The sequence below is a fragment of the Methanomassiliicoccales archaeon genome (assembly GCA_035527755.1).
Classification (GTDB): domain Archaea; phylum Thermoplasmatota; class Thermoplasmata; order Methanomassiliicoccales; family UBA472; genus UBA472.
In genome coordinates, this window is sequence record DATKZX010000006.1 from 40,227 (window position 1) to 52,173 (window position 11,947).

The 11,947-nt window shown below is 55.7% G+C and carries 9 protein-coding genes; 2 read left to right on the top strand and 7 right to left on the bottom strand.

The window, feature by feature from the left end; all coding sequences use genetic code 11:
- Nucleotide 1: 1 nt before the first annotated feature.
- Entirely contained in the window at nucleotides 2-925 is a 924-nt protein-coding gene (locus tag VMW85_02315) for a zinc ABC transporter substrate-binding protein (GenBank protein ID HUT26866.1), read from the bottom strand.
- A 207-nt stretch (nucleotides 926-1,132) separates the two neighbouring features.
- Here VMW85_02315 and VMW85_02320 point away from each other — a divergent pair, with 207 nt between their 5' ends.
- Nucleotides 1,133-1,516, top strand: coding sequence for a CopG family ribbon-helix-helix protein (locus VMW85_02320; GenBank protein ID HUT26867.1), 384 nt, complete (start codon nucleotides 1,133-1,135; stop codon nucleotides 1,514-1,516).
- On the opposite strand, the gene VMW85_02325 is transcribed toward VMW85_02320, so the two are convergent.
- From VMW85_02325 to VMW85_02335, 3 genes are all read right to left on the bottom strand, one after another.
- Nucleotides 1,503-2,873 carry an MBL fold metallo-hydrolase gene (locus VMW85_02325; protein HUT26868.1) on the bottom strand — a complete coding sequence of 457 codons (1,371 nt, stop codon included), beginning with the start codon at nucleotides 2,871-2,873 and terminating at the stop codon, nucleotides 1,503-1,505. The genes VMW85_02320 and VMW85_02325 overlap by 14 nt on opposite strands.
- A gap of 44 nt (nucleotides 2,874-2,917) precedes the next feature.
- Nucleotides 2,918-3,265, bottom strand: a complete 348-nt coding sequence (locus tag VMW85_02330; protein HUT26869.1) for an ACT domain-containing protein — start codon at nucleotides 3,263-3,265, stop codon at nucleotides 2,918-2,920.
- 119 nt (nucleotides 3,266-3,384) lie between these two features.
- Nucleotides 3,385-3,537: a hypothetical protein gene (locus tag VMW85_02335; GenBank protein HUT26870.1), complete on the bottom strand. Its 153-nt coding sequence runs from the start codon at nucleotides 3,535-3,537 to the stop codon at nucleotides 3,385-3,387.
- Between the two features lie 131 nt (nucleotides 3,538-3,668).
- Here VMW85_02335 and VMW85_02340 point away from each other — a divergent pair, with 131 nt between their 5' ends.
- Nucleotides 3,669-4,940, top strand: coding sequence for a glycosyltransferase 87 family protein (locus tag VMW85_02340; GenBank protein HUT26871.1), 1,272 nt, complete (start codon nucleotides 3,669-3,671; stop codon nucleotides 4,938-4,940).
- Nucleotides 4,941-5,009: 69 nt separating this feature from the next.
- Here the strand turns inward: VMW85_02340 and VMW85_02345 are convergent, their stop codons facing one another.
- The 3 genes from VMW85_02345 to VMW85_02355 all read right to left on the bottom strand — a co-directional run bounded on the left by VMW85_02345 (nucleotide 5,010) and on the right by VMW85_02355 (nucleotide 11,907).
- Entirely contained in the window at nucleotides 5,010-7,046 is a 2,037-nt protein-coding gene (locus VMW85_02345; protein ID HUT26872.1) for a PKD domain-containing protein, read from the bottom strand.
- Nucleotides 7,047-7,262: 216 nt separating this feature from the next.
- The gene (locus VMW85_02350) at nucleotides 7,263-11,312 is read right to left on the bottom strand and encodes a fibronectin type III domain-containing protein (protein HUT26873.1); all 4,050 of its coding nucleotides are present in this window, start codon (nucleotides 11,310-11,312) and stop codon (nucleotides 7,263-7,265) included.
- A gap of 352 nt (nucleotides 11,313-11,664) precedes the next feature.
- Nucleotides 11,665-11,907: a CxxC-x17-CxxC domain-containing protein gene (locus tag VMW85_02355; protein ID HUT26874.1), complete on the bottom strand. Its 243-nt coding sequence runs from the start codon at nucleotides 11,905-11,907 to the stop codon at nucleotides 11,665-11,667.
- Between the last annotated feature and the right edge of the window lie 40 nt (nucleotides 11,908-11,947).

An 11,947-nucleotide genomic window follows, 5' to 3' on the forward strand; every position in this document is an offset into this window, starting at 1 on the left:
CTCAGGCCACTCCTAGCCCGGTCTTGAGATTGATCAGGTTCTGGGACAGTTGCCCCAGGTAATCCACGTCCTCGTACGGTCCCAGCATAAGGAAGAGGTCCAGCACAAGGACCTCGTGTCCGGTCCTGGACGCCAGCTCCGTACTGAGAATGGAAACGTAATCCTGATTGTACACTGGGTCCACGTAGACGGTGAAGATGCTCTGGTCCTGCATGAGGTCCACCAAATGGGCGATGGCGCTGGCCGAGGGCTCCTCGTCCGCGCTTAGGCCGATGACGCCGTGCTGTTCAAACCCATAGTCGTGGGCCACATAGCCGAAGGCTGCGTGGGAGACGATAATTGCTGAGACGTTGCTTTCAGCGAGAAGCATGTATTGATCATGAAGTTGTGCAAGAGTTTGATCCAGAACGGTGAACCTCTGCTCGAAGTAAGCAGCGCCCTCGGGATCGGCCTCGCTCAACGCATTGAAAACGTTCTGCGCCTGTATGCGAGCTTGGTTTGGGCTTAACCAGGTGTGCGGATCGATTCCTCCGTCGTCCTCATCGCCCCCCTGAATGAACACCACCCCTACCGTGGTGTTCACCAATAACTTGTCATCGCTGCCTATGGAAGGCAGAACATCCGTGACCAGCCAGGCATCGGCAGGTCCGCCGTTATAGAGAATTATGTCAGCCTTGTCGGCCTCGATCAGGTCTTGAGGCGACGGCTGCCAGGAATGAAGTTCAGAATTATAGGGGACCAGGGACGACACCGTCACCCTCTCCCCACCTATGCTATCGGCCATATAGGCCAGGGGATAAAAGGTGGCCACTACCTGAATGCGGTCATCTTCCCCGGACGTTCCCTTCAGCAGAGTGGACGCTGCGATGAGCAAGACCGCCACGATCACTGCCACGATCACCAAGATGAGCTGCTTCCGGTTCATTGTTCCCAATATTGTTATATCGAGCTACTTAATAACATTTTCTGATTTAATTATTAATTATATTGCTTGGGCCGAACTCCATATTGCTAAATAATGGATTTCTTAAATCTTACTGGTATATCTAATGCGAGCGGAGAACGACCATATTTTACATTATTAAGGAATATTCATAAACTTATATAGTTGTTAATAACATTTACATTCGAAATGCCCATCATCAGCATATCCCTGACCGACAAGAACGTGGAGGACCTCGAGACCTTGCAGAAGGAACTGGGGTTCACAGGCCGTTCAGAGGCCGTCCGGGCGGCCATGCGCACCCTCATGGCGGAGAACAGCGAGAGACGTTCGATGGCCGGGCTGGTGGATGGCGTGCTGATATTGGTCAACGACACCTGCGCCTCGGGTCCCATACACGATATCTATCATGACAATCACCCACTGATCAAGACCCATGTGCACAATCACCTGGGCAATGACAAGTGCATGAACATGATGGTGCTCAGCGGTCAAGCCCCGGAGATCAATGTATTGCTGGACCAGATGTTCCGATTGGATGGCATCGCCTATCTTAAATTCATTCGTTCTTGAACTTTTCCACCGGGAAATCGTTCCTCTTCCAGGCCTGGAAGCCCCCCAGCATGATCCCGACGTTCTTTATCCCGCTGTTCCTTAGGAGGCTGGCGGCGATGCCGCCCCGGTAGCCGGAGCCGCAGAACAGAACCAGTTCCCGATCCGCCGGCAGTTCTGAAGATCGCTTGATCAATTCTCCGAGATGCAGGACCTTGGCCCCGGGGATCGCTCCGTCCTCCAGCTCTCTCCGGTCCCGGAGGTCCACGAGCAGCATATTTACCCCGGTCAACTGTTTTGCCCTGATCTCCTGTACCGAGTAGGCGGGTAGGGACGAGAGCGGATGTCCCCCCTTGATCCATGCCCCCATACCATGTCTCAGTTGTCCGATGACATCTTCGTAACCCAAACGAACAAGATATCTGACAGCGGTGCGAACGTGCTCTGAGCTCTCGCCCACCAGGACCAGTGGGCGACCGTATGGGATTGCGTACCCGCCGTAAACGGGAAGTCCATCAAGCCAAACGTTCAGCGAGCGAGGAATGTGCGCCGCGGCGTAGCTGTGCGGTTCCCTCAGGTCCAGGACCAGTGAGCCCTCTCCCTGGGACTCCTGTACCTGCTTGGGCCTCATCGATGGCGGTATCGGCAACGGTCCCAGGATGATGGGTCCTTGAAGGTTGAGCGCCTCCATCCGTTCGAAGTAGGGCGGTTTCTCCATTACCTCGGCCATCTTGCCCATGACAAAGTCCATGCGCGAAAGGGCCAGTATCCGGTTGTCCCTTACTTCCAGACCGATGGTGGTCGTCTCCCTGTCGCTGATGGCATGCCCGCAGACCGAACCGGCGCCGTGGGCAGGAAGCACCATTATCTCTTTCCCCAGGGGCAGGACACGGCGCTGCAGGGTCTCGTACAGCATCTCGGTCAGTTCCCTAACGTGTTCCGGACCAGCCAGGTCGGTGCGCCCTACGTCCCCGGAGAGCATGGTGTCACCAGAGAACAGCATGAACGGTCCGCGCTTGTCCGCTACCAGGTAGCTATGGCTCTCGTACGTATGCCCCGGGGTGTGCAGGGCAGTGATCATCAGATCGCCCAGAACGAAATCCTGTCCGTCATTCAACGGATTGCCGTAACCGAACTCCAGCTGTCCTCCGTGGTAGATGCCAGCGCCCGTAGCGTTGGCCAGCTCCAATGCCCCGGAGACGTAATCCTCGTTGCGGTGGGTCTCCAGGACCAGGACGATCCTGGCCCCCCTCGAACGCGACAGTTCCAGGTATTCGTCGACGTCCCGGCGGGGGTCGATGACCGCTGCCTCTCCGTTCGACTCCATGAAGTAGGAGATGTGCGCCAACCCCTCGGACCTGACCCTTTTGATGAACATCGTTACAGATACTTATGATCGAACGTCGGTAAATATTCCTTGCCTCATTTCCTTTTTGAAAAGCCGGCATCGGTCAACGCCTTTATGGCGTTTCTGGTCATCTCCAGCGGAATCAGTATGTGATCGTGTCTGTAAGTGGATATAACGAAAATAGGGACCTTTTCCTCCATCAGGGCGGCCGACGCCCTCGCCAGTATCCCTATGAGACCCAGATCGAAAGGGCCCATGGTGATGCACACATAAGGTCCGACCGCCCCCTCCCCAGCCTTTGACGATATCACGGTGGCCTCGTCCCCCTCGTCCACTGTGGCGAAACGTGGTCCTTCGAAGAGCTCCCCCCGAGACAACCGATGAACGAACAGCGGAGGTTGGTCCATCCAGAATTGGATCATGTCCCCATAAACGATTTTTTCGATATTAATTTCCTCTCGCTCTTTTCAGAATCTAAGCCCAGGAAATGTGATGGACCGCCCCACAATTACGCGGGCGGCGATATAAAATCGGAAATGGTTTAGTTCAATTTTCTCATGGGTCGCTTCCTGCGGTCCATGGGGCTTTTTACCTTATCACCAGAAGGCATCGGAACGTATGATCGACCAGGGGAGTTCGCCCTGCTGTCCTGAGATCGAACCGCCATACCGCATACGATAGTGTTCTGGTCCATGCACCCCCTAGCGACCAGGAGGTATTTACAATATCGAGCGGGATCATTGAAAGTGAGCGAACTATCAGTAAGACCGCTCCAGTCTGGCCGTTATATCATATATTTGAAAATCTCATGTAGGCGGTAGTTAATTGAGCAGGGAAGGACATGGTGAAAGGGCTGAGTCGTTCGGAGACACTGATATGACCTCCGGCACTCTCATCGATGCCGGTATGGCGAAGGTCAGAGGATTGGTCGATTGGACCATGACCGGGGACCTGCGGCATCGGATCATGGCGCTCATACTGATCGGATGCCTGCTCTATGGCATGACCATAGCCCTTGATGCATTGGTATTACGACCGTTCTTCGGCAACGTGCTCAGTGAACCTACCGACCTGGATTTCTACCGCTTTCGGGCGGAATCGATCCTTGACGGCAAGATACCGTACGTTGATTTCTACTCGGAATCACCGCCGCTCATCATGTACATGTTCGTTCTGCCTCAGCTTGTTGGAGGCTCGGCACTTGCCTATCAGCTATACTTCGCCGTCTTCTCGATATTGACCTCGCTGACACTGTATCTGGGATTACGCCGACATGACGAGCGGATGGCCATGATGGCCGGCATAGCGTACTTGGCATACCCGCTCAGTCTGATGGAGTTCGGCATCGGAGTTCAGGACGAGGCCATCACCACTTTCCTCTTCCTGCTGCCACTGGTCCTGCTGCATCTGGAGAGGGGATGGTCATCTGGCGTCACTTCCTTGGTAGGCGTCCTCACCAAGATGTTCAATGTACTGCTGGTCCCCTGGATGTTCCTTAGTTCTGACCGGAGGAACCGTGTGGCCATCTTGATCGGCTTTACAGGACTGGCAATGCTGGTCCTGCTGCCTTTGGTGATACTGTTCCCGGACCAGCTGCCTTCCTTCCACTATTACCTCCTGGGAAACCCGGACTACCCGACCGGTGGTTCATCTATCAGCCCCTGGCATTACCTGAACGCACTGGGATTGGGATTGCCGGGCTGGGCCGGGGTGGCCTTGACCTTATCAGGAGTAGGGGGAGCCACCCTTCTCGCCTACAAGAGAAAGCTTTCGCTCTGGCAGGGGGCAACGCTGGTGATGATGGTGTTCTTCCTGGTCTATCCTAAGATCCTGCTCGTGTACTTCGTCATGCCCACCGCCCTGCTGATGATGTGGGGGTTGGAGGACCGGAAGGTAATGCTTCGGCTTTTAGCGATCATATTACCACTGTTCCTTTCCGTCGCCGTCACCGGGAACGGAATGGCCCCGTTGTTCGATGGACCGTGGGTGTGGGTCATTGGTATGGCCCTGAGCCTTGTCGCCTGGGGCATCATGCTGCAGACCTGGTGGACGATCAGAGATCGGAAGGTCTTCTTTGAACGTGATAAATTATGTTGAATTGAGAGATGGCACCTGTTTCGTGATAAAAAGGAAAAATGGAAAGGGTTTATACATTTCCCCGGTCGTTCAAATGAACAATGCCAGGAACTGGCAGATATCGCTGATCTTCATCGCCAGTTCCTCCTGGGCCTCCAGATCGATTATCCAATCGTTGGCCGCCTTCCCGCCGATCTGGCCATCCATCTTGTCCAGGACGTTGTTCTGCAGGTCCATTATGGCCCCGTAGAAATCGCTATCGTCGACCATGTTGTGCAATGCACCGATGATGTTGGACAAGGCCGCCTTCATCTTGTCCGGGTTCTTCTTGAAGGCGCTGTCCGGCAGGTTCTGGATATATTCGTCCATTATGTCCAGGGCACCGTGGGCGTCCACGACCACCACCTCAAAGGTGTCGGAGTGATATCCAGTGTCATCGTCCCAGACCGTCAAGGTCGCGGTATAGGTGCCCGGAGCCATGTAGATGTGCGACCCTGTCACTGTTCCGGAACCATCCGTCTCAACGACCACTGTTGATTCCGTGACGCCGTCTCCCCAGTCCCACTCTGCATCATGCGTGTCCAAGGTGCCCACGTCACTGAAGCTGCCATAGAACTCCAGGGTATGAATGACCGGCAGAATGAACTCTGGATTGGGCTGCACCATGGAATCGATGGTCACGACCGGGTTGACGTTGCTGACGGTGACGATAGTGTTCTCGACGTCGACACCACCATCGTCATCGGTCACTGTCACCTGGATGGGGTAATCATCGAACGGTGTACCAGTGGGATTGTCGTCCAGGTACTGATGGGCAATTGTGTACATGGGTGTCCCGGAGGGATAGTTGACCGTCTGAGGTGAGCCTTCGCCCCAATCGATGACCAGCTCGAAGGTATCGTAGATCCCCGGGTCATATATGGTGCCGTGCACCGTGGCCATTCCGTTCTCGTCTATCACATCACCGAAGATCGAGATCGATGGTGCCACATTATTGACGGTCACGGTGGTGATGTCCATATCCCTCAATCTACCATCGAACACCTCCAGGTACACTGTGCCCTCATAGTCATCGTACCAGGTATGGGACACTATGCTGGTAGTGACCCACCCGGTATCCCAGGTTCCGTCCCCATCGTAGTCCCAGCGGTACATCAGGGAATCGTCATCCGCGCTTCCGCCCGCATCGAAATGAACGGTGGTCCCCTCATCGACCACGTAAGGGCCGCCAGTGTCCGCTACCGGCCTTGACTCACCGGGGAAGGGCTTCAGGTAATTTACTCCCTCGATCCACCAACCCCCACCGTAGTTGGGCATGTACCAGTAATTGTTATCCACGCTGAATTCCACGTCATAGTAGATGAGGAAATCATCGGGATCGGCCTGGCCCTTATGAGAGTCGGAATCGCTCACCCATACCCCTTTGAAATATCCATTCGGGTCAGCGACAGGGTCCACGAGCGGGTCATAGTTGTAGCCCCAGCAAGTAATGGCATGGGCGCCATCCCCGGTCACTTGGTAGATAGATAGACCGGTGGCATATCCAGCCTGCATGAACAGAGCGATGTTCTGCATCGAGATCGACCCCATGTGTATTGCACCGGCATAATTCGAGTAATCGTATGAAGATGACCAGAAGTTGCCGCCTTCTACGTCCTCAGAGGACCATCCATCACCGGGATCGGGCAAGTCTCCCATGAACCACCATTGATGCCCGTATTCCGTGAAACTGCCCTCGTCGGTCACATGGTTGATGAAATACTGTAAGAAGTCGTCAGTGTCGTCCATGCTCCCCACGAAGCCCCAACCGGTCCACTCCATCATGTTGGAGGCCGTGGCCGCCCAACACAACAGGTCGTCCTCGGTATTGGTCGGTGATTTCTCGGCATCCGCCCAGAATCCACCGAAGTTCTCGTAAAGCATGAAACTGGTGCCGGTCGGCGTGTCATGTTCAGATTCCACCCAGGCCGCCGGGGCCCCATCATAGTCCAAGGGTCCCCCCGATCCCAAGGACGTCGACGAGGTCCCGACGACCTGTTCTCCGGCAGCGAGCGGTAATGCCGCTAATGCCGCCAAAATCATCATCGCGGCCGTGGCGAGCACGATTAATGTAGCATTTTTCATCATATGAACTCCCCTCCTGCCCGATGCCCGTACAAAAAAACAAATCGATGGACCCCGGGTTTCCATGGGGCTTTTGCCCTATGCTTTTTTGATTTATCGGCCGCTTTACATACCTTTCGGTTGTATGACCGAGGGATTGGAAGGACAGCTGTATGAAAAATGGTGAGGGGCTGGAAAAGGGGGGTCATCGGCAAGGGACCCCCGTTCGCACCTGATCGATTATTGGACCTTCTCCCCTCCCTCCTTCTCCGATCCCTCGCCCTCCTCTTTCTTACGCTTCACATAGTAGTATGTCAGAAGGACTAGCGCGACGATCAGAAGAATTATGTGCAGCCAAAGTACCCAATCGAACTGACCTCTCTCAGGGGCTTGTGGGGTGGTGATGACCGGTTCGGAGGGAGCGCCGTCGCCGATGGTGTTGGTCGCTACCACAAAGTACGCGTATGCCTCCCCATTGATCAATCCCTCATCCGTGTAACCTGCGCTGGTTACGGAGGCCACCAGAACCGCTTCGCCGCTCTCGTTCACCCGGAACACCTTGTAGCCGGTTATCGGAGCGCCGCCATCGTCGGACGGAGTGGTCCAGTTCAGCAGGACCATCCCATCGCCAGGCACGGCGACCAGGTCGCTCGGGGCGGTGGCTACCGACTGCAGCGAGATGCTCGCTTCCGAGGAGGCCTCACTCTCACCAGCAGAGTTGTTGGCGGTGACATAGTACCAGTAGGTGGAACCGGCTGATGCCTCATCGTCCATGAAGCTCAGCACATCGCCCACCTGTACCAGGAACTCCTCCCCGCCGCTTTCCGTACCCCGGTAGATGGAGTAAACAACGATGGGTGATCCTCCGTCGTCCATTGGGGCTTCCCATGTCAGGACCACGAAGTCTTGTCCCCTTGTGGCCTCCAGGCCGAGCGGTGCGGAAGGCGTGCCTAATATGATCGCCGAGGCAAATTCGGACATGGCTCCCGCGCCTGCGAAGTTGACTGCCACCACGGAATACCAGTATTCCCGTCCCACCTCCACGGCGGAGTCGGCATAGGTCAGCACGCTGCCCACGGTGCTCAGGAGAACCTCCTCCCCTGGCGGTCCGCGATACACCTGAAAGTTGGTGATCTGGGAGCCCCCGTCGTTCTCCGGGGCTAGCCAGGTCAGGGTGATGGCCGACGCCCCAGCCACCGCCTGCATGGACCGGGGTGCGCCAGGCACGCTTGACGGGGTCGCGGAGACCTTGTTAGAGGAAGGACCCTCACCGGCCTGGTTGACCGCGGTGATATAGTACCAGTAGGTCTGGCCGTTGGATAGTCCAGCGTCGATGAAGCTCAGTACGTTCCCAGTCTCAACCAGGAACTCCTCACTGCCTTCCTCCATTCCACGGTAAATGACATAACCTATGATAGGCACGCCACCTTCGTGGGACGGAGCGGACCAGGCCAGTTCGATTTGGGAGTCCCCGGCCACCGCGATCAACACCGAGTCGTTCGAGGGAACGGCCATGGGCATGGCGGAGACCTCGTTGGATGCCGCCCCAGACCCTTCAGAATTCACGGCCAAGACATAGTAGAAGTAGGTGGCTCCGTTCTGCACTTCGCTGTCGGTATGGTTCGTGCTAGTGACGGTGGTGAGATAAGCCTCCTCCCCGCTGACGTTGCCGCGGAATATCTCATAGCCTGTGATGACCGCACCTCCGTCCTCCGACGGGGAGGTCCAACCCAGGAACACGATGGAATCTCCGGCGACCGCCTGCAATTCCAGAGGTGCAGAGGGGGCCAACCGGATGATGGTGGTGGCCTCGTTGGAGGCGGGCCCCTCGCCCAGGGCGTTGACCGCTCTGACGTAGTACCAATATTCCTGTCCGACCTGCGCAGTGTCATCCTGATATGAGGTGACCGCGCCGATCGTCGCCAGCAGCTCCTCTCCGCTGGCCTCTTCACCGCGGTAGACCATGTAGCCGCTGACGGGTGACCCACCATCATCCGTCGGGGCGGTCCAGGTGATGATTATGTTGGAGGGGTCGGCAGAAGCCTGCAGCTCCTGTGGTGCAGAAGGGACGGCTGCCGGGATCGCGGATACCTCATAGGATGCGGAGCCCGCACCCGCGATGTTGACGGCTTTGACTATGTAAAAGAACTCCATGCCGTTCTCCAATCCAGTATCGGTGTAGTTCGTCTCGCCAACGGAGGTCAGATACGTTTCCTCACCGCTAGCATTCCCGCGATGTACTTCGTAGCCAGTCACCGAGGAACCTCCGTCCAGCGACGGAGCGGACCAGGTCAGTGATATCGCTTCGTCACTGGCCATTGCCATTAATGACAATGGTGAGGACGGAGGTATAACGATCACTGACGATGCCTCGTTGGATGCGACGCTTTCACCAGCACTGTTCACTGCGGTGACATAATAGTAGTATCCCACCCCTGGCTCGACCGATGTGTCCAGATAGGTGGTGACGTTGCCCAGTGTTATCAATAGAGACTTGTTGCCGCTGGTAACCCCGCGATATACCTCGTAGTTGGTTATGGCCGAACCGCCATTGGAGGCGGGAGGCGACCAGCCTAGGCCGATGTCCTCCATGCCTGCGATCGCCTGCAGGTCGGTTGGAGCGGAGGCATGGGTCATCGGCACGGCCGATACTTCGTTGGACGCGGCCCCTTCCCCGACCGCGTTGACAGCGGTGACGTAATACCAGTAAGTGACCCCATTGGTCAACCCCGCGTCTAGAAAGGATGTTGACCCGTAGACGGCCAACAGGGGTATCTCCCCGCCATTGGTCTGACCGCGATATAGTACGTAGTATTGCACCGTTGAACCACCGTCATCGGTGGGCGCGTCCCAGGTGAGCATGGCCTGGCCGTTGCCAGGGATGACCTGCACATCCATTGGTTGCGAGGGCAAGGCCATTGGCACGACCGAAACCTCGTTGGACACGGTGCTCTCGCCGATGGCGTTCACTGCCACCACGTAGTACCAGTAGGTCTCTCCGTTGACCGCCGTGGTATCCTCGTACCATTGAACGTCGCCGATGGTGGTCAGCAAGGTCTCCCCACCGCTTTCGCTGCCGCGGTATACCTTATACCCGGTGATGGGAGAACCGCCGTCCCAGGTCGGCTCTGTCCAGCTCAGAGTGACCTGGGCGTCCCCGGCGGCCGCCATGAGCTCCAGGGGAGTGGTCGGCGCCACCAGTACCTGGTGCGAGTATCTCAGGTTCATGTTGGTGACGTCATAGTAGGTGACATGGACGTTGTTCAGGGAATCGAGAGCCATGGAGGGATAGCGCCCCACGTTACCGGAGGTGTCCACCGCACCGAGGGTCCATCCGTCCCACGCGTCATTGGCATACCAGATGTCCCCGTTCAGGGAATCGTAGAACACCATATGCACTACGTCGTCCTCGTCCACGATGAGATCGGTATATATGCCGTTGATGGCTGTGTCACTGATCAGTTCGATTCTCCAGGCACCTTCCTCGTTGGTGGCGTACTTGAGGAAACCGGTCGTGGCATCCCAGTAGCAGATGTGCGCCTTGTTCGTGGAGTCCACACCAATGGATGAATACACGCCCACCGTACCTGCGGTATCTATGGACGTAGTGGTCCAAACACCGCCTGGATTGGTCGCATAGCGTAGGTCCCCGTTGGTATTATCATAATAGGAGATGTGAACGATGTCGTTGTGGTCCACCGCAATGGATGAGTACCAGCCCACGTCGTTGGTGCTGTCGACGACGGACAGTGCCCAACTTCCGCCGGAATTGGTGGCGTACTTGAGGTTTCCATTCGTGGCGTCGTAATAACTGATGTGCGTGTTGCCGATCGAATCAAGGGCCAGGGAGGCGAATCGCCCCACGTCCCCAGCGGTGTCTATGCCGATCTTGACCCAGCCCCCGCCTTCGTTGGTGGCGTACTTGAGGTTGCTGTTCGGGTAATTGTAATAGACCATGTGGATGTAATCGTTAGCGTCGACGGCTAGGGAAGTCTCCTGCCCGGCATATGCCCCTGTCTCCAGGGCGACGTTGGTCCAGACGCCGCTCTTATTGGTCGCGTACATCAGATAACCGTTGGTCGAGTCGTGGTAGCTGATGTGTACGAAATCGTTGGAATCCAGTCCGATGGATGAATAGCTCCCGACGTCGTCCACGCTATAGATCGTATAAGTGCTCCAGGCGGGTAATGGTCCCGCCCCTGCCGCCCCCGGTGCGAGCACCGGAAGGACGGATATCAACATAATCGCTGCAATCAATGCGCATGCTAGTGACCTCTTAGTACCTTCCATATCTGACCCCCTCAAAATTGCATATTTATTAATGATTCTCTTTATCGATTATGATATTATAAAAACATTGAGATAACTATAATGGATTTGGTACAATCTTGAAACAAAAAACACGTGAGATGTTTGACCCACGCATACATCGGTCTGCTATATAGACCGTCCAATAAATATGTTAACATTGTTAACTAGAGGAACTATAAGAGAAAGGGATCGAGAGACCGAACATTAGAAAATTATCAAAGGACACCGAGTCACAGTTCAATCTCGACATCGTTCCACAAAATATTGTCCTGCGACATATCAGTAAGGAATTTAACGGGGCATTCGCCCCTAAGTGGTTTGATATTTACGCTTAGAACCTGTCCTTCGGCTTGTGCTTCTGGAAGCAGTCCCTGCAATATACAGGCCTGCCCTCAGTCGGTTTGAAAGGGACTTGTGTCTTCGCGCCGCAGTCGGAGCAAACTACATCGCTCATTTCGCGCGGCCCATCGTTTCTGGGGCGGAAGCCCCCGGAATTACCTCTGTTTCCATACATTACTAAACTACCTACTGTTGTTTTCCTACACCCTTTCGAATGCAGGACAAACCTGTCCATGATGTCACTACTATTTAAGAGGATGTACTGAAGCGGTCTT

Coding starts and splice junctions, on each gene's coding strand:
- VMW85_02350 (HUT26873.1), bottom strand. CDS start 11,312: ATGGAAGGTACTAAGAGGTCACTAGCATGCGCATTGATTGCAGCGATT.
- VMW85_02355 (HUT26874.1), bottom strand. CDS start 11,907: ATGGACAGGTTTGTCCTGCATTCGAAAGGGTGTAGGAAAACAACAGTA.
- VMW85_02320 (HUT26867.1), top strand. CDS start 1,133: ATGCCCATCATCAGCATATCCCTGACCGACAAGAACGTGGAGGACCTC.
- VMW85_02330 (HUT26869.1), bottom strand. CDS start 3,265: ATGATCCAATTCTGGATGGACCAACCTCCGCTGTTCGTTCATCGGTTG.
- VMW85_02315 (HUT26866.1), bottom strand. CDS start 925: ATGAACCGGAAGCAGCTCATCTTGGTGATCGTGGCAGTGATCGTGGCG.
- VMW85_02345 (HUT26872.1), bottom strand. CDS start 7,046: ATGATGAAAAATGCTACATTAATCGTGCTCGCCACGGCCGCGATGATG.
- VMW85_02335 (HUT26870.1), bottom strand. CDS start 3,537: ATGGACCAGAACACTATCGTATGCGGTATGGCGGTTCGATCTCAGGAC.
- VMW85_02325 (HUT26868.1), bottom strand. CDS start 2,873: ATGTTCATCAAAAGGGTCAGGTCCGAGGGGTTGGCGCACATCTCCTAC.